Origin of the sequence: Aeromonas sp. s5, from assembly GCF_040907865.1 — a bacterium.
Taxonomy (GTDB): Bacteria; Pseudomonadota; Gammaproteobacteria; order Enterobacterales; family Aeromonadaceae; genus Aeromonas; species Aeromonas dhakensis.
This window is the reverse complement of sequence record NZ_JBFOCO010000005.1, coordinates 22,291-39,424: the sequence shown is the minus strand read 5'-3', so window position 1 is coordinate 39,424 and position 17,134 is coordinate 22,291. Positions and strand designations below refer to the sequence as shown.

The 17,134-nt window shown below is 62.5% G+C and carries 15 protein-coding genes and 1 pseudogene; 1 reads left to right on the top strand and 15 read right to left on the bottom strand.

What is annotated here, in order from left to right; translation table 11 throughout:
* From AB5Y94_RS01290 to glyA, 14 genes and pseudogenes are all read right to left on the bottom strand, one after another.
* Positions 1-975, bottom strand: coding sequence for an ABC transporter permease (locus AB5Y94_RS01290; protein WP_010633104.1), 975 nt, complete (start codon positions 973-975; stop codon positions 1-3).
* 99 nt (positions 976-1,074) lie between these two features.
* Complete coding sequence (locus AB5Y94_RS01285) at positions 1,075-2,631, bottom strand: ABC transporter substrate-binding protein (RefSeq protein ID WP_005298104.1); 1,557 nt, start codon at positions 2,629-2,631, stop codon at positions 1,075-1,077.
* Positions 2,632-2,690: 59 nt separating this feature from the next.
* The gene (locus tag AB5Y94_RS01280) at positions 2,691-4,415 is read right to left on the bottom strand and encodes an ABC transporter ATP-binding protein (RefSeq protein WP_005298102.1); all 1,725 of its coding nucleotides are present in this window, start codon (positions 4,413-4,415) and stop codon (positions 2,691-2,693) included.
* Between the two features lie 510 nt (positions 4,416-4,925).
* Positions 4,926-5,420: a phosphatidylglycerophosphatase A gene (locus AB5Y94_RS01275; RefSeq protein ID WP_065016776.1), complete on the bottom strand. Its 495-nt coding sequence runs from the start codon at positions 5,418-5,420 to the stop codon at positions 4,926-4,928.
* Complete coding sequence (gene thiL / locus AB5Y94_RS01270) at positions 5,417-6,376, bottom strand: thiamine-phosphate kinase (protein WP_010633101.1); 960 nt, start codon at positions 6,374-6,376, stop codon at positions 5,417-5,419. The genes AB5Y94_RS01275 and thiL overlap by 4 nt, the downstream gene beginning before the upstream one ends.
* Before the next feature lie 198 nt (positions 6,377-6,574).
* Positions 6,575-6,988: a transcription antitermination factor NusB gene (gene nusB / locus AB5Y94_RS01265; RefSeq protein WP_005298096.1), complete on the bottom strand. Its 414-nt coding sequence runs from the start codon at positions 6,986-6,988 to the stop codon at positions 6,575-6,577.
* A gap of 14 nt (positions 6,989-7,002) precedes the next feature.
* Complete coding sequence (ribE, locus tag AB5Y94_RS01260; protein ID WP_005298094.1) at positions 7,003-7,473, bottom strand: 6,7-dimethyl-8-ribityllumazine synthase; 471 nt, start codon at positions 7,471-7,473, stop codon at positions 7,003-7,005.
* Between the two features lie 131 nt (positions 7,474-7,604).
* Positions 7,605-8,714 carry a bifunctional 3,4-dihydroxy-2-butanone-4-phosphate synthase/GTP cyclohydrolase II gene (ribBA, locus tag AB5Y94_RS01255; RefSeq protein WP_005298092.1) on the bottom strand — a complete coding sequence of 370 codons (1,110 nt, stop codon included), beginning with the start codon at positions 8,712-8,714 and terminating at the stop codon, positions 7,605-7,607.
* Between the two features lie 141 nt (positions 8,715-8,855).
* A complete protein-coding gene (locus AB5Y94_RS01250) occupies positions 8,856-9,509 on the bottom strand; it encodes a riboflavin synthase (protein ID WP_017783741.1) in 654 nt (217 codons plus the stop codon).
* Between the two features lie 54 nt (positions 9,510-9,563).
* Entirely contained in the window at positions 9,564-10,673 is a 1,110-nt protein-coding gene (gene ribD, locus AB5Y94_RS01245; protein ID WP_368204534.1) for a bifunctional diaminohydroxyphosphoribosylaminopyrimidine deaminase/5-amino-6-(5-phosphoribosylamino)uracil reductase RibD, read from the bottom strand.
* A 96-nt stretch (positions 10,674-10,769) separates the two neighbouring features.
* On the bottom strand, positions 10,770-11,219 hold the full coding sequence (gene nrdR, locus AB5Y94_RS01240) for a transcriptional regulator NrdR (protein WP_005298086.1): 450 nt from the start codon (positions 11,217-11,219) through the stop codon (positions 10,770-10,772).
* A 122-nt stretch (positions 11,220-11,341) separates the two neighbouring features.
* Positions 11,342-11,674, bottom strand: a pseudogene (locus AB5Y94_RS01235) (NIPSNAP family protein).
* A gap of 78 nt (positions 11,675-11,752) precedes the next feature.
* On the bottom strand, positions 11,753-12,223 hold the full coding sequence (locus tag AB5Y94_RS01230; RefSeq protein WP_043170273.1) for a hypothetical protein: 471 nt from the start codon (positions 12,221-12,223) through the stop codon (positions 11,753-11,755).
* 82 nt (positions 12,224-12,305) lie between these two features.
* Positions 12,306-13,559, bottom strand: a complete 1,254-nt coding sequence (gene glyA, locus AB5Y94_RS01225) for a serine hydroxymethyltransferase (RefSeq protein ID WP_017783745.1) — start codon at positions 13,557-13,559, stop codon at positions 12,306-12,308.
* 419 nt (positions 13,560-13,978) lie between these two features.
* Between glyA and AB5Y94_RS01220 the strand changes: the two genes are divergently transcribed.
* Positions 13,979-14,266, top strand: coding sequence for a hypothetical protein (locus AB5Y94_RS01220; protein WP_017765166.1), 288 nt, complete (start codon positions 13,979-13,981; stop codon positions 14,264-14,266).
* Positions 14,267-14,302: 36 nt separating this feature from the next.
* Here the strand turns inward: AB5Y94_RS01220 and torS are convergent, their stop codons facing one another.
* Positions 14,303-17,113 carry a TMAO reductase system sensor histidine kinase/response regulator TorS gene (gene torS, locus AB5Y94_RS01215; RefSeq protein ID WP_368204533.1) on the bottom strand — a complete coding sequence of 937 codons (2,811 nt, stop codon included), beginning with the start codon at positions 17,111-17,113 and terminating at the stop codon, positions 14,303-14,305.
* Positions 17,114-17,134: the final 21 nt, after the last annotated feature.

The window sequence follows — 17,134 nt, the reverse complement described above, 5'->3', positions numbered from 1 at the left end:
TTACCCCTTGGCGGTCAGGTTGACGGTCGGGTTGATCAACCCGTAAAGCAGGTCGACCAGGGTATTGGTCACCACGAAAATGAGCCCGACGAAGATGACGTAGGCGGTGATGAGGGGCGTATCGACCCGGTGGATCGCCTCAAGGAACAAAAAGCCGGTCCCCGGCCACTGAAACACGCTCTCGGTCAGTATGGTGTAGGCCACCATGGTACCGATCTGCACACCGCCAACGGTAATGACCGGCAACATGGTGTTCTTCAAGGCGTGCTGGTAATAGACCTTGTTGTTGTCCAGCCCCTTGGCGCGGGCAAACTTGACGTACTCGGAGGAGAGCTGCTCCAGCATCTCGGAGCGCACCAGCCGGATGAACAGCGGCAGCATGATGGAGGAGAGCGCTACGCAGGGCAGAATCAAATGCTTGATGCCGTCCCAAGTGAAGAAGCCCGACTCCCAGCCCAGCAGATTGTAGGTCTCGCCGCGGCCATAGGCCGGCAGCCAGCCCAGCTGGATGGAGAAGAGGTACATCAGCATGATGGCGGTCAGGAACACCGGGATCGAGATGCCGATGCTGCTCCCCGCCATGATGATCTTGGTCGGTATGCTGTGCGGGCGGATCGCCGAGTAGACCCCAAGCGGAATGGAGACCACCACGATGATCAGCGCAGCGCCAAACACCAGCTCAAGAGTAGCCACCAGCTTGTCGAGGATGACCTCGAGGGCTGGTCGCTTGAAGAAGTAGGAAGTACCCAGATCCCCGTGTACCGCGTTCTTCAAGAAGCGGCTGTATTTGACGAGGAAAGGATCGTTGAGGCCCATCTTCTCGCGCAATTCGTGGCGCTGGGCTTCGGAGACGGATTGTCCCACCAGCTCGCGCAGCGGATCCCCCAGGTTGTCCTGGATGGAGAAGGCGACCAGGCTGATGACGAACATCACTATCACGGCCTGATAGAACCGTTTCAGCAGGAATGTAAACATGCTTGTCCTTCTACGTGGCCTGTGTCATGGCACAGGCTTCTGTTAGCAGGCGGGGTGGCCGGCTGACCACCCCGCCCCGTCCTTCCTTGCGACTTGCGCTTACTTGCCGACCACCAGGTCACCCAGGTAAGGGAAGTTCATTACGTTGACCACCGGCTTGATGTCGGCGTTCTTCTTGGCGCCGTAGGCCAGATCTTCCCAGTGCAGCGGCACGTAGGCGGCGTCGTCGATCAGCATGGCTTCGACCTTCTTCAGCATCTCGGCGCGCTTGGCCGGGTCGGTCTCGGCGTTGGCCTGCTCGACCAGCTTGTCAGCCTCGGCGTTGGCATAGCCGGCACAGTTGTACTGGCCCATGCCGGTCTTGGCATCCTTGGTGAAGGTCAGGAACTCGAAGAAGTTCGCGGTATCTTCGGTGTCGGAGTGCCAGCCGATCAGCTGCATGTCCGCGGCGCACTTGTCAAACTCCGGCCAGTACTGAGCCACCGGCATGGTCTTCAGATCCACCTTGATGTTGATCTTGGCCAGCATGGCTGAGACGGCCTGGGCAATCTTGACGTCGTTGACGTAGCGGGCAGCCGGGGAGATGAAGCTCATCTTGAAGCCCTTCTCGTAGCCGGCTTCCTTCATCAGCTCCTTGGCCTTGGCCAGGTCATACTGGGGCTTGAGCGCCTCGTTGTGACCGGCATAGCCTTTCGGGCTCAGCTGGCCGGCGGGGGTGCCAAAGCCCTTGTTGATCTTCTCGACGATACCCACCTGGTTGATGGCGTAGTTGATCGCCTGACGCACGCGCTTGTCTTTCAGCGCCGGGTTGGTGTTCTGGTTCAGCTCGATGATGATGGCGCGGGTACCGGACAGGGTCACCAGCTGGGTGTCCTTGCCATTCTTCACGCGCTCCAGATCGTTCGGCGCAACCGGGTAGATCATGTCCACGTCGCCACCCAGCAGGGCCGCCACGCGGGTGGCGTCTTCCTTGATGGGGACCACGGTCAGGTTGTCAACGTTGCCCTTGGAGGCCTTGTCCCAGTAGTTGGCGTTGCGCACGTACTCCAGCTTCACGCCCTGCTCGCGGAACTTGACGCTGAACGGGCCGGTACCGGAGACGTGGGTGGAGGCGTAGGAGTCGCCGTTCTTGACGATCTCGCCCTTGTCCTTGCCCGCCTCTGTCTTGCCGGTATAGAACTTGGAGTCCATCGGGAAGATATAGGTCACGGTCTGCAGCACCAGCGGGAACGGCTTGGCGGTGACGAGATCCACTGTGTACTCATCGACCTTCTTCACTTCGGCGATGGGGTCGAAGATGGCCTTGAAGTCGACGGAGGACTTCAGACGGTTGACGGTCCACACCACGTCGTCGGCGGTGAAGTCGTTGCCGGAGTGGAACTTGACGCCCTTGCGCAGGAAGAAGCGGACGGTCTTGTCGTCGATGCGCTCATACTTCTCGGCCAGGCGCGGCTCGAACTGCAGGTCCTGGGTGTAACGCATCAGGGGGTCGAACACCAGGTGGGACATCTCCAGGGTCTGACCGGAGAGCTGCTCCTGCGGGTCCAGCGAGGTGGCGTCAGAGGCGACACCGACCTTGATGTCGACAGCGGAGACGTTAAAGGCGAAACCAGCGGCAAACAGCGCCAGTGCAATCTTGGACAATCCTTTTTTCATTGTTTTCTCCATGCTTTTGGCTTTTTTATTGACATAGATACCGGCGAGCCGGTGCTTTCCTAGCTTGCGATTTCCAGCCCCTCGCGGGACATTCCCTTGAACTCCGGCATGAGGGAGATCAGCTTGCGGCTGTACTCATGCTCGGCATTGGTAAACAGTTTCTCGGTCTCGGCCACCTCCACCAGGTGACCATGCTGCATCACCCCGATGCGATCACACATCTGGCGGATGACCGGCAGATCGTGGCTGATGAACAGCATGGTGAGGCCAAGCTCCTGCTGCAGATCCTTGAGCAGGTTCAGGATCTGGGCCTGCACCGACACATCCAGCGCCGAGGTGGGCTCGTCGCAGATGAGGAAACGGGGCCGGGTCGCCAGGGCCCGGGCGATGGAGATGCGCTGACGCTGGCCACCGGAAAACTCGTGGGGGTACTTGACCCCGGCGCCGCGGCCGAGGCCAACGTGATCCAGCAGATCCCCCACGATGCCGGCGATCTGGCTCTCGCTGCTCGCCAGCTTGTGGAAGCGGATCGGCTCGGCAATGATGTCGCGCACCTTCATGCGCGGGTTCATCGACGAATAAGGGTTCTGGAACACCATCTGCATCTGGCGACGCAGCGGGCGACGCTCATGCTCACCCTTGAGGGCGGTGAGATCGATCCCCTCGAAGAAGATCTTGCCGGTATCGGGCGGATAGAGGCCGGTGATGGCGCGGGCGATGGTCGACTTGCCGGAGCCAGACTCCCCCACCAGGCCGAAGGTCTCACCCTCGAAGATCTCGAAGCTGATATTGTTGCAGGCCCGTACATACTGGCGACGGCTCGGGAAGAAGGAGTCCTTGGTGACGAACTTCAGATCCACGTTCTCCACCCGCAACAGCGCCCCTTCATAGGCGCGTTCGTCCTGGCTCTGACCGAGCCAGTGGGTCTTGAGATCGATGCTGGTATCCGCCGCACCGGCATCCTCGATATAGGAGACCAGCGGGAAGCGCACCAGCTTCACATCCGAGCGGGGCACCGCCGAGATGAGGCTGCGGGTGTAAGGGTGGTTGGGGCGACCCAGCACCTGTTCGGTGGTGCCGAACTCCACCAGATCGCCGCGATACATGACCGCCACCTTGTCGGTGACGTTGGAGACCACGCCCATGTCGTGGGTCACCAGCATGCAGCCCACCTGCCGCTCCTTGCAGAGGGTGCGGATGAGCTGGAGGATCTGATCCTGGATGGAGACGTCCAGCGCCGTGGTCGGCTCGTCGGCGATGATGAGCTCAGGATCACCGGAGAGGGCGATGGCAATCACCACCCGCTGGCGCATGCCACCGGAGAACTGGTGCGGATACTGCTTGATGCGCAGCTCCGGGCTCGGGATCCCGACCGCCTTCATCAGCTCGAGCGCCTTGGCAAAGGCCGCCTCACGTGACAGGTCGGTGTTGGCGAGGATGGTTTCAACCAGCTGATGTTCGACGGTGAACAGCGGGTTGAGGGAGGTCATGGGATCCTGAAAGATGAAACCGATGCGCGAGCCGCGAATGGCCCGCATCTCGTTCTGGCTCTTGCCGGAGATGAGCTCGCCATTGAGGTAGATATCGCCACGGGCGATGCGACCCGGCGGGCTCAGGAGATCGATGACGGCGTTGCCGATGGTGGACTTGCCGGCGCCGGATTCACCCACGACACCGACTATCTCCCCTTTTTCGATGGAGAAAGAGAGATCCTTCACTGCGGCCAGTACCCCGTAGCGGGAGGGATACTCGATCCGCAAGTTTTTCACTTCGAGCAAGGACATGGTTACCTCTGCGGGGGACATCCGTCCCAAATAATTCGTCCGTAAATCGGCCGCAGATGCCGGTCGTGCCTTGGCGTGATCGTGAGTGTTTGATATGACGACTAAACGCTCAATCCATGAGACAACGAAACCAGCGATCCGGGCGGGTTTTTTGCATTTTTTTGGAATAACCCGCGAGTAACTTAGACGGTTTGACGGCGAGTGTAAATGATCGGGTTATACAATTTCGCAATACTTTGCTCAGTTAGCAGCCAGCACGGCAGTCATAAATGATGACTACAATCACATATCCAGACTTTATGACCACATAAATGACGTTTTAGTGCTTTTACTTTCAACAAGGGTGTAACAGGCGGGAATATTCACTATTGACACAATAGTCTCAAGCCTCGAATGAGTAGTGAATATTTATGTGAAATGATTTTTTAACGGCAGCATATGCCGATGAATGAAAACTAAACAGAGATAAATAGGGGGATGCCAGCGCTGCATTCCCCCTCGTAATCCCCGTCACCCCAGCCAGTATGCCAGCAATTGCATACAAAACAGGGCGAACAGGGCGGCGATGAGATCGTCGAGCATGATGCCGAAGCCACCGTGGATGCGGCGATCAAACCAGGAGATGGGCCAGGGCTTGAGCACGTCGAACAGGCGAAACAGCACGAAGCCGGCCAGCACCCACTCCCAGCCGTCCGGCGCCGCTATCATGGTGACGCCAAAGCCGATTACCTCGTCCCAGACGATGGCGCCGTGATCCGGCATGCCGATGGCATCGGTGGCGCTCTGACAGATGCGGATGCCCGCCACGAAACCCACCACCAGCAGGGCAATAAACCAGGCTGTAGGCAAGCCGCTCACCAGCAGGTAGAGGGGGATGGCGGCCAGCGTCCCCATGGTGCCGGGCGCCTTGGGCGAGAGGCCGGAGCCAAAGCCCACCGCCAGGAAGTGAAGCGGGTTCCTGAGGTTCAGCCGCTTCAGCTCGGGCTTTATCATGAACCAGCTCATGCGAAGTGATCCCACCCTTTCAGCGTCAGCTCGACCGGCTGCTCGCCGTGCAGATAGTCGATGCCGGGTTCGCCAGCCAAGATCCGGCCGATGCGGGTGAACTTGACGCCGCAGTTGGCCAGCGCCGTGTCCAGCGCGCCGCGATGCTCCTCCGGTACGGTGAAACAGAGCTCGTAGTCATCGCCGCCGGCCAGCGCCAGCTGCCAGGCATCCTGCTCGCTCACCGCATCCTGCAGCACGGGTGAGAGCGGCAGCAGACCGAGATCGATCTGGGCCCGCACGCCCGACGCCTTGAGCACGTGGCCGAGATCCGAGGCCAGGCCGTCGGAGAGATCCAGCGCGCTGCTGGCCAGTCCGCGCAGGGCCTGTCCGGCCAGAATGCGGGGATGGGGGTGATCGAGGCGCGGCAGTACGGCCGCCAGCTGGTTCTCGTTGAGGGTGCGCTTGGCCAGCAGGTGGGAGAGCGCCAGCGCGGCATCCCCCAGGGTGCCGGTCACATAGACACCGTCGCCGGCCTTGGCACCGCTGCGCAGCAGGGCGCGGCCGGCCGGCACCGACCCCTTGACCGATACCGTGATGGAGAGGGGGCCGCGGGTCATGTCCCCTCCCACCAGTGCCACATTGTAGTATTCGGCAAGCTCGAGGAAACCTTCCGCAAAACCGGCCACCCAGGCTTCGTTGACGGTGGGCAGGGTCAGCGCCAGCGACACCCAGCGCGGCTCGGCGCCCATGGCGGCCAGATCGGAGAGATTGACCGCCAGCGCCTTGTAGCCGAGGTCTACCGGATCCATGTCGGGAAAGAAGTGTACGCCGCTCACCAGGGTATCCGTGCTCACCGCCAGCTGGGTGTCGGGGGGCAGGGTCAGCAGGGCGCAGTCGTCTCCAGGGCCCATCACCACGTCCTTGCGGGCGTGGGGGACCTTGAAGTACTTATCAATCAGCTCAAATTCACCCATACAGTAAAAAGCCAGCGATTAAGCTGGCTCCTCTATTAGATGCTGTTGCGGCTCTTGCTGCGAGACCGTGTTCAAGGCTGGTCGCTGCCGGGCTCTTCATGTATTTCCATACACGTCGGCCAGGCGCTGCGCTTCACCTTGCTGACGACGGCTCGCGACAGAGCATCGATCAGCATGGAATGCTGATGAACGCAGGGATCAGCGCTTGTCCAGCGACTTGATCACCTTGTCCAGTACACCGTTGACAAACTTGTGGCTGTCATCGGCAGCAAAGGCTTTGGCCAGCTCGATCGCTTCGTTGATCACCACGCGCGGCGGCACATCATCACGACGGGTCAGCTCATAGGTCGCCAGACGCAGGATCGCCTTGTCCACCATGTCCACTTCTTCCAGCGGACGGGAGAGGAAAGGTGCGAAGACCTTGTCCAGCTCATTGCAGTGGAGGGCTACCCCGAACAGCAGATCGCGGAAGTAGTTCAGATCCACACCCTTGGTGTCCTGATCGATCTTGAACTGCTCTTCGATGTCGCCCACGTTGGCCTTGGTCATCTGCCACTGGTAGATGGCCTGGGTGGCGCAATGGCGGGCCTTGCGGCGCTCAGACGGTTTCAATGCATTTCTCCTCGTTACACGTCCAGTTCTTTCAGGACGTTGATCATTTCGAGCGCTGCCAGTGCAGCCTCTGCACCCTTGTTACCCGCCTTGGTACCTGCACGCTCGATGGCTTGTTCAATGTTTTCAGTGGTCAGTACGCCGAAGGCAACCGGAATTTCATATTCCATCATTACCTGGGCCATGCCCTTGCTGTTCTCGTTGGCGACCAGATCGAAGTGGTAGGTGCCGCCACGAATGACGGTGCCGACTGCCACGATGGCGTCATAGTTGCCGCTCTTGGCCAGTTTCTTGATGACCAGCGGCATTTCAACCGCGCCCGGCACTTTCACCAGGGTCAGGTTGCTGTCCTGTACCTGGCCTTGACGCTTCAGTACGTCCAGTGCACCACTCACCAGGCTGTCGTTGATGAAACTGTTGAAACGAGCAACGACAATCGCAACGCGCGCTTCAGGAGCGGCGATATTTCCTTCGATAACCTTCATTGGAAATCCTGTATCTGTGAAAGCAAAAGGGCCGGAGTCAAAAGTGCGCACATTCTAGCACAACAGACCCACGACAAAAAACCATGGCCGCAACGGGCGGCCATGAGGATGATTTCAGCCGTATGCGGCGCTTACTCGCCGACGTACTCCACCACTTCCAGGCCGAAGCCGCCGAGAGCGTGATACTTCTTCGGCGAGCTCAGCAGGCGCATCTTGCCCACCCCCAGCGCCTTGAGGATCTGGGAGCCGACGCCGACCCGGCGCGAGGTACCCTGCCACTTGGCTCCTTCCGGCGCCAGCCCCTTGTCGGCGGCCTCAAAGCCCTTGACCCTGGCCAGCAGCTCGGCGCCGTGGGCTTCCGCCCCCAGGATCACCAGCACTCCGCCCTCGTCGGCGATGCGGGCCATGGATTTAGGCAGCGGCCAGCTGCGGGCGGCGTGGCGGTCGGTCTGCAGCAGATCGCTCAGCACGTCGTGCAGATGGACCCGCACCAGAGTCGGCTGCTCGGCACTCACCTCACCCTTCTTCAGAGCGAAGTGAACCTGGTTGTCGATGGTGTCGCGGAAGGTGATGAGGTCAAACTCGCCATATTCGGTGGGCAACTTGCACTCGGCCACCTTCTCGACAGTGGTCTCGTGCTGGTTGCGGTATTCGATGAGATCCGCAATGGTGCCAAGCTTGATGCCGTGCTGCTCGGCGAAGATCTCGAGATCAGGGCGGCGCGCCATGGTGCCGTCTTCGTTCAAGATCTCGACGATGACGGAAGCGGCCTCGTAACCGGCCAGCCGGGCCAGATCGCAACCTGCCTCGGTGTGGCCGGCGCGGGTCAGCACGCCGCCATCCTGGGCCATCAGCGGGAAGATGTGGCCCGGCTGCACCAGATCGGAAGCCTTGGCATCGGGTGCCACCGCCGCCTGTACGGTGACGGCGCGATCGGCGGCGGAGATGCCGGTGGTCACCCCTTCGGCCGCTTCGATGGTCACGGTGAAGGCGGTGGAAAACTGGGCGTTGTTGCGGTCGACCATCAGCGGCAGCGCCAGCTGCTTGCAGCGATCCCGGGTCAGGGTCAGACAGATGAGCCCCCGGCCGTAACGGGCCATGAAGTTGATATCTTCCGGGCGGACACAGGAGGCGGCCATGATGAGGTCCCCTTCGTTCTCCCTGTCTTCGTCATCCATCAGGATCACCATCTTGCCAGCCTTGATATCGGCAATGATTTCCTGGGTCGTGCTCAGCGCCATGGGCTACTCCATCAACATGCTTTGGGGATTGAGCCAGTCGGCTCGACGTGATACTGCCTATTGTGCTCTAGATGGGGCACGCGGGGCCCCATTTCAATCGGAGCGGGATCACAGAAAAGCGTTTTTCCCGCCGAGGTTCCGTCACAGGAAACCGGAGCGGGCCAGCTTCTCCAGGGTCAGGGTGGAGGCACTGCTCTCCTGGCGCTGACCCGTCATCAGCCGCTCCAGATAGCGGGCTATCTGATCCACCTCGAGATTGACGCTCCTGCCCGGCTTCCAGCCGGCTATGGTGGTCTCCTGGGCGGTGTGGGGCACGATGGTCAGCCGGAACAGATCCCCCTGCACGGCGTTGACGGTAAGGCTGATGCCATCCACCGCGATGGATCCCTTCTCGGCGATGTAGCGGGAGAGCTCCGTCGGCGCCTTGATCCAGTACTCGATGGCACGGCCGCTGCTGGAGACGCTCTTGACCTCCCCCACCCCGTCCACGTGGCCGGAGACCAGGTGGCCGCCGAGGCGGGAGGTGGGCATCAGCGCCTTCTCAAGGTTGACCCGATCGCCCACCTTGGCGGCAGAAAAACCGGTGCGAGAGAGGGTTTCCAGCGACACGTCGGCGGTATAACGCTTGTCGCCCAGGGCGATCACGGTAAGACAGACACCATTGGTGGCGATGGAGTCGCCCAGCTTGACATCGCTGAAATCCAGGGTGGGCGCGTGCACGGTGAGGGCCATGTCTTCGCCCTGGCGACGCAGCTCGGCCAGGGTTCCCACCGCTTCGATAATTCCGGTAAACATGCAGATCACCTTGCTGATGACGGGGGCGGCAATGCCCCCTTTAATATTGATAAATCAGGCTATTTTGGCGGTAATACAAATATCCTGGCCAACCATGCGCACATCCTTGATGTTGAGCTTGGGAGCCTGGAACAGCCGGGTGAGCCCGGGCAGATGGAACAGGCCGCGCCCCTCATCCCCCATCAGTTTGGGCGCCTGATAGAGCACCAGATCGTCCACCAGCCCCTTCTCCAGCAGGGCGCCGCACAGGCGTGGCCCCGCCTCCACCAGTACCGAGTTGAGGTTCTGTTTGGCCAGCAGCATGAACAGGCTGACCAGATCCAGCTTGCCATCCAGCAGCGGCACCTCCAGCTGCTGCACCCAGGCTGGCCAGTCGCCGTCCGCCTTGTGGCGGGCCAGCAGCACCGGGCTCTCGCTCTGGAACAGAGGCAGATCCGGGGTCAGCCGGTTTTGCGAGTCGACGATGACCCGCAGCGGCTGGCGCAGGGTCTCTTTGGGATAGGCGGCCTTGACCGAGGGGGGCAGCTCGTCCCAGCGCACGGTCAGGGAGGCGTTGTCCGCCAGCACGGTTTCGGCGCTGGAGAGCACCGCATCATGGCGAGCCCGCAGTCGCTGCACGTCGCGGCGCGCCTCCGGGGAGGTGATCCACTGGCTCTCGCCGCTCGCCATGGCGGTGCGGCCATCCAGGCTGGCGCCGAGCTTGACTGTCACCTGCGGGAAGGCAGTACGCATCCGCTTGAAAAAGCCCGGGTTGAGCGCCTCGGCCTCAGCAGCCAGCAGACCGAAATCGGTCTTGATGCCCGCCTCGGAGAGCATGCGCAGGCCGCGCCCCCCCACCTGAGGGTTGGGGTCCACCATGGCGGCCACCACCCGGCTCACACCGGCCTTGATCAGCGCCTCGGCACAGGGTGGGGTGCGACCGTGATGAGAGCAGGGCTCCAGGGTCACGTAGGCGGTGGCGCCGCGGGCCTCATCGCCGGCCGCGTGCAGGGCGTAAACCTCGGCATGGGGCTCGCCGGCCCGCTGATGCCAGCCCTCTCCCACCACCACGCCAGCCTTCACCAGCACGGCACCGACACAGGGGTTGGGCGCCGTGGTGTAACGGCCGCGGCGGGCCAGTTCGAGGGCCCGGCTCATCCATTGGTAATCGTCTTGACTAAACATCTGGGCTCCTCTGACAGCACATCCAGGCTTACGCAATATCGTAGGTTCGATTAGCGCAGCGTAATCGAACGCGGCAACCTGGTTTGGAAGAAAGACTCACTTCTCCAGCTTGGCGATCTCTTCACCAAACTCACGAATGTCTTCAAAGCTGCGATAGACGGAGGCAAAGCGGATATAGGCCACCTTGTCGAGCCCCTTGAGTTCGTCCATCACCAGGTTGCCCACCAGCTCGGAGGCCACTTCGCGCTCACCGGTGGCCCGCAGGCGGGATTTGATGTGGTTGACCGCCTTCTCGATGGCCTCCATGCTCACCGGCCGCTTCTCCAGTGCCCGCAGGATGCCGGCACGCAGCTTGTCTTCGTTGAAAGGCTCGCGCGAGCCGTTGGACTTGATGACGCGGGGCATGACCAGCTCGGCCATCTCGAAGGTCGTGAAGCGCTCGTGGCAGAGCAGGCATTCGCGACGGCGGCGTACCTGATGGCCTTCGGCCACCAGACGGGAATCGATCACCTTGGTATCTACCGCACTACAGAAAGGGCAATGCATCGGACCTCCGGCGTTGACGGAAAAGGGCGCCGACCACCGGGGCCGGCTCTAGGCCGGCCAGTGTAGCACGGCCATCCGGAACCGGTAAAAGCCCGTGAAAACAAGGGAAGTGACAGATGCCATCAGCAACCACGAAGTGCATCAATGGCGACATCAGGCAGCCAGAGCACAGTATTGGTGTCGCTCTCTATCAGCTCGACGATGGCTTCTCTCGGACCTTTTCTCCATGCATCCGTGGCATAGAATGCCGCCTGTGAGCGGGTCAGATCGTCAAGATCAGCGTAAGCCCGCATCAAAAAATAGACGTCCGGATCGTGCAAGGAAGGGCCATGATTCACCACATCCATTCCCCACTAGCGGTGCAGCGGCAAACTCTGCTCTGCAACCAGCCTATGGAACTCTGCCCGACTACCGACCTTGAGCCGGTAGTTCCGGATCTCCAGCACTCTCTTCATTGAGCTATCTCCTGCCATCCGTTTCTTGAACATCAGAGCTGTTTTAGGCGCCCATCCCAGTCATCCATTCGACCGGGCTCAGTCATCATAAGGCAGGGTGTCGGGGTCACAATCCTGATAGTCGGGCGCCGGATCCACGGCAAAGCGGCGCGCCTCGATATGGCTGTGGCCCAGCATCAATGCCTTGCCCACCCGGTGCATGCCGTCCATCACCCGGCCGGCGCTGTCCAGCAGGATGGGATAGGCGAGATCGGCCGCCATCATGAGCTGGCAGTGCTCCACCACGCTGCGCACCGTGGGGCGGGTGGCGTCATGGCCGTACCAGTGCTGCTGGTCGAGCTCGGCAATCTCGCCGAGTGCTACCGCCTGCACCGGCAGATCGCGGCTCAGCCACACCAGCCGGCGCACGTCCCAGGCCAGCAACCCCTGTTCGCTGGCGCGAAAGTGGTACTGAGCACGGATCGCCTGCCTGAGCGCTGCCGACGCCAAGTCCCGCTCTGCCTTGGGCCCGCCCCCTGTGCCCTGCTGCTCTTTGCTGTGCTGACTCATAGCCCCTCTCATGTTGCCAGACGCCACAAAAAACAATGCCACCCGAGGGTGGCATTGCCGTTCAACCTGAAAAGCAGGTCGATTATGCGTAAACCGGGAAACGGCGGCAGATATCCAGCACCTTCTCGCGGGTGTTGGCCAGCACTTCGTCGTTGTCGTGGTTGTCCAGCACGTCGCAGATCCAGTGGGTCAGCTGGATGGACTCGGCTTCCTTGAAGCCGCGGCGGGTGATGGCCGGGGTGCCGATGCGCACACCGGAGGTGACGAACGGGGAGCGCGGGTCGTTGGGCACGGAGTTCTTGTTAACTGTGATGTTGGCTTTACCCAGCGCTGCGTCAGCATCCTTACCGGTCAGCTCACGGCCGATCAGATCAACCAGCATCAGGTGGTTGTCGGTGCCGCCGGAGACGATCTTGTAGCCGCGCTCGATGAAGGTGGCAGCCATCGCCTTGGCGTTTTTGACGACCTGGGCCTGATAGGTCTTGAACTCGGGCTCCAGCGCCTCTTTGAAGGCAACGGCCTTGCCGGCGATGACGTGCATCAGCGGACCACCCTGACCACCCGGGAAGACGGCGGAGTTGAGCTTCTTGTAGAGCTCCTCGTCATCAGCGGCGGAGAGGATCAGACCACCGCGCGGACCGGCCAGGGTCTTGTGGGTGGTGGAGGTGACCACGTGAGCGTGGGGCACCGGGTTCGGGTAGACACCGGCGGCGATGAGGCCAGCCACGTGGGCCATGTCGACGAACAGCCAAGCACCGATCTTGTCGGCGATTTCGCGCATGCGAGCCCAGTCGACAACGCCGGAGTAGGCGGAGAAGCCGCCGATCATCATCTTCGGCTTGTGCTCAACGGCCAGACGTTCCATCTCGTCGTAGTCGATCTTGCCGGACTCGTCGATGCCGTAGGGAATGATGTTGTACAGCTTGCCGGAGAAGTTGACCGGGGAGCCGTGGGTCAGGTGACCGCCGTGAGCCAGGTTCATACCCAGCACGGTGTCGCCCGGTTGCAGCAGGGCCATGTAGACGGCGCTGTTGGCCTGGGAGCCGGAGTGCGGCTGCACGTTGGCGTAGGTGGCACCGAACAGCTCTTTGGCGCGCTCGATAGCCAGGGTTTCAACCACATCCACATACTCGCAACCACCGTAGTAGCGCTTGGAGGGGTAACCTTCGGCGTACTTGTTGGTCAACTGGGAGCCCTGGGCTTCCATGACGCGGGGGCTGGTGTAGTTCTCGGACGCAATCAGCTCGATATGCTCTTCCTGACGACGGGTCTCGTCTGTGATGGCCTGCCACAGCTGGGGATCATAGCCGGCAATGGTCATGTCACGTTTCAACATCCGTTTCTCTCCTGAAAATCGTTTGCGCGATAGGTGAAGTGGGCAGGCGCATTGTAACGTGAGCTGGATCAAAGAGACAGTCCAACCACCCAAAAATTTGTTTAAAAAATGTAAAATGCGTCGCAAATTTCACACCGACCAGGCGGGCTGCGACCCGCCGGCGAGCCCACGCCAGCCTAGCCAATCCCCCTTCATCCGCCACCGATACACTCGGCCAAGAGCCGGAGCATGGCTCATCCGCCGGCAAAAACCAGAGCCAGATCATGGATATAGCATTTACTAACAGATAACATCTTTAACAGGCACAGCAGTTGCCCGGTGCGCAGGCCGGCAACGGAAGGGCCCCTCACCGCATCCGGTCAACTGCTGCTCGCGTCACCCTCTTGTCTTGTCACACCGCAGACTCACGGGAGTAAGCCATGCTGGATAACTTGATGCTGTTTCTGATTATTTCGGTATTCGCGCTGTTCTACTGGATCTACTACACCGGCAGCCGCAAGAGCCCTTTCACCACCCAATGGGATCAGTTGCCCACCCGCGAGCAGTATCTGGCGGCCCACCCGGACGCCATCGATGGCGACATCCTCTTCTGCATTCACTGCGGCCATCATCAGCAGCTGGATGTGGGCCTGGTGCACCAGGCCGACTTCCGCCGCCAGCACCTCTGCGCCCAGTGCAGGCAGCCGCTCTACCGCGAAGAACAATGACCTTCCTGCGCGGACGTGAACCACGCCTCCTTGCCGCTAATCCGGCAGATGCTTCGTCTGCCACGCCCGCAAACCGGCCAGCGCCTGCTCAAACGGCCCGGCCAGCGCCCCCCCATCCAGCTGCCCCTGCTCCACGGCGGCGCACTGCGCCGCGAAATCATCCAGCCCGAGCGCCAGGGCGCTGCCCTTGAGCCTGTGGGCCAGCGCGCGCTGCGCTTCCCCTTCGCTGTGCGCCAGCTCGACCACCAAGGGCACCCCCTGCTCGGCAAACAGGGCGATGAGCTGGCGGATGCGCTGACTGCCGAGCAGGGTCAGATCCGCCTCCAGCACCCGGTTGGCGGTCCCGGTACCAGCGAGCGGCTCGCCCGCCGCCAGGGGAGGCGCCTCCTCCCCCGCTGACAAACGGTCGATGGCCGCGGCCAGCGCCGCCAGCCGCACCGGCTTGCCGACGAAATCGGCAAACCCCGCCGCCAGACAGGCGCGCACATCCTCCGGGTACATCTGGGCCGAGATGGCGATGGCGGGCAGGCCGCAGCCATGCTCCTCCTCGCTGATGGCCACCAGATCCTCGCGCAGCGTCATGCCATCCATGTCCGGCAGGTTGATGTCGAGCAGGGCCAGCTCGAAGGGGCGCTCGGTCACCCGCGCCAGCGCGCTGCGCCCATCCTCGGCCAGGGTGACCCTGTGGCCGAGGCGCGTCAGCATGCCCTCGGCCACCAGCCGGTTGATCTCGTTGTCCTCCACCAGCAGGATTTCCCGCGGCTGGCCGAGGCGCACCGGCTGGGCACTGTCCGGCAGCTGGGCCGCCGAGCGCTGCAGCGGCAGGCTGAAGCTGAATTCACACCCCTGCCCCGGCTCGCTGGAGAGCATAAGCTCTCCCCCCATGGCGGCCACCAGCCGGCGGCTGATGGCGAGCCCCAGTCCCGTGCCCCCCTGATGGCCCATGTCCCGCTTGCGCTGGCGGAAGGCCTCGAACACCGCCTCCTGCTCCCCGGTCGGAATGCCGGGGCCCGTGTCTTTCACCACGAAGCGGATGCAGGGCTCGGCGCAGGGACCCGCACAGGCCAGCGGCGCCACCACCAGGGTGATGCGCCCCTCGCCGGTAAACTTGACCGCATTGCCCAAGAGGTTTGCCAGCACCTGGCGCAGCTTGCCCAGATCCCCCTCCACCACGGGGGGGAGCGAGGGGGCATACTCCAGCGCCAGCGTCACCCCTTTCGCGTCGGCCCTCGGCCCGAACAGGGCGATCAGCTCCTCGGCCAGCGGGCGCAGGGAGAAGGGCTCGCGGCGCGCCTCCACATGGCCCGCCTCGATCTTGGAGTAGTCGAGAATGTCGTTGAGGATCTCCAGCAGGGATTCACCGCTCTGCTCGATGGCGGCCAGGTAGCGCTGCTGGGTCTCGCTGAGGTGGGTGTCCTCCAACAGGGTGAGGCCGCCGAGGATGCCGTTCATGGGGGTGCGAATTTCGTGGCTCATGGTGGCAAGGAACACCGATTTTGCCCGGTTGGCCTGCTCCGCCTCGGCGCGGGCCAGCCGCTGTTTCTCCACCTCCTCGTTGAGGCGCGCATTGGCGTGGCTGAGCTGCTCCGTGCGCTCCTCGACCCGCGACTCCAGCTCCCGCTGGTAGCGGCCAAGCTCGATGGCGTTGTCGCGAAACACCTGCAGCGCCCGCCCCAGCTCCGCCAGCTCGTCGCGCCCGACCTCCCCAACCGGCGTCAGCGGCGCCAGATCCCCCTTCGCCAGCCGGCTCATCCCGGCGACCGCTCGCTGCAGCGGCCAGACGATGCGACCATAGACCACCCGCCACATCAACAGGATGAGCAGCACCAGGGTGAGCAGGCCGATCACCATCAGGGCCCGCTCCAGCAGCTTGAGCCGCTGGCTCAATGCCTGCTGGCTCTCTCCCAGGGAGTCGCGGGCCTGACTGACCAGGGTACCGACCTGACGGTTGAGACTCCCCATCAGGGCGTCGTTGGCGGCGGCCAACACCCGCAGCGCCTCCCCCTTGCCGAGCCAGTCGCTGCGCAGTTGCACCAGCCGATCGCTCTGCTCCAGCTCGTCCAGCGCCCGCTCCACCGCTTGGCGGCGGGCCGGATCCGTCACCGCCCCGGCGCGCAGTCGCAGGATGGCCAGCTCCCCGCGCACCTCCTGCAGCAGGGTTTGCAGCCCCTCCTGCCGGTCGCTGCGCCAGATCTCCTCGATACGCTGCTGCTGCATCAGGGTGCGGTGGCGCAGCTCCGTCATCTGCTCCAGCCAGTCGAGATCCTGCTCCAGCAGCCGATCGATAGCCCGATCTGCAGACCGTCCCTGCAGTGAATAGAGGGAGCCGAGCCCCGCCACCATCACGGTTTCGGCGTTCTCCATCTGGCTGCGGGCCAGCTCCGCCACCTGACCGGCGGCCGTCACCAGGCGGGAGCGCAGGGCGCTACCGTCGGCCATCAGCGTCAGCCGCTCCCCCACCAGCCAGCCCTGCTGGCCCAGGTTGCCGATGATGGTCTGGCTGAGGCGATGCAACTCGTCGGGGGTCTGCTTGCCGCCGCCATGGCCCAGTTGCTCCAACACCTGTTGCATCTGCTGCCCCTGCAGGGTGAGCAGCCGCCCCTGATGCTCCCGCTCCCCCTCGCTGGTGGCGGAGGCCAGCAGGTGGGAAGAGCTCTGGATCTCGCCGCCGAGCCGCGCCAGGGTGCGGGCCAGCTCCTGATCCGCCAGGGTCTGCTTAACCCCCTGCTCCAGCTGGCGCAGATGAGTGAGCCCGAACCAGCCCAGCAGGGAGGCCCCCAGGGTCAGCAGCGCCATCAGGGAGAAGGCCAGCAGCAGCTTGCCAGCCAGGCCGGAAAAGATTCTCACGGGAAGTACCTTGGTTGTGGT

Bases quoted from the DNA above. Each gene is read 5' to 3' on its own strand.
- AB5Y94_RS01290 (WP_010633104.1), bottom strand. From the start codon at position 975: ATGTTTACATTCCTGCTGAAACGGTTCTATCAGGCCGTGATAGTGATG.
- AB5Y94_RS01285 (WP_005298104.1), bottom strand. From the start codon at position 2,631: ATGAAAAAAGGATTGTCCAAGATTGCACTGGCGCTGTTTGCCGCTGGT.
- AB5Y94_RS01280 (WP_005298102.1), bottom strand. From the start codon at position 4,415: ATGTCCTTGCTCGAAGTGAAAAACTTGCGGATCGAGTATCCCTCCCGC.
- AB5Y94_RS01275 (WP_065016776.1), bottom strand. From the start codon at position 5,420: ATGAGCTGGTTCATGATAAAGCCCGAGCTGAAGCGGCTGAACCTCAGG.
- thiL (WP_010633101.1), bottom strand. From the start codon at position 6,376: ATGGGTGAATTTGAGCTGATTGATAAGTACTTCAAGGTCCCCCACGCC.
- ribE (WP_005298094.1), bottom strand. From the start codon at position 7,473: ATGAAGGTTATCGAAGGAAATATCGCCGCTCCTGAAGCGCGCGTTGCG.
- ribBA (WP_005298092.1), bottom strand. From the start codon at position 8,714: ATGGCGCTGAGCACGACCCAGGAAATCATTGCCGATATCAAGGCTGGC.
- AB5Y94_RS01250 (WP_017783741.1), bottom strand. From the start codon at position 9,509: ATGTTTACCGGAATTATCGAAGCGGTGGGAACCCTGGCCGAGCTGCGT.
- ribD (WP_368204534.1), bottom strand. From the start codon at position 10,673: ATGTTTAGTCAAGACGATTACCAATGGATGAGCCGGGCCCTCGAACTG.
- nrdR (WP_005298086.1), bottom strand. From the start codon at position 11,219: ATGCATTGCCCTTTCTGTAGTGCGGTAGATACCAAGGTGATCGATTCC.
- AB5Y94_RS01230 (WP_043170273.1), bottom strand. From the start codon at position 12,223: ATGAGTCAGCACAGCAAAGAGCAGCAGGGCACAGGGGGCGGGCCCAAG.
- glyA (WP_017783745.1), bottom strand. From the start codon at position 13,559: ATGTTGAAACGTGACATGACCATTGCCGGCTATGATCCCCAGCTGTGG.
- AB5Y94_RS01220 (WP_017765166.1), top strand. From the start codon at position 13,979: ATGCTGGATAACTTGATGCTGTTTCTGATTATTTCGGTATTCGCGCTG.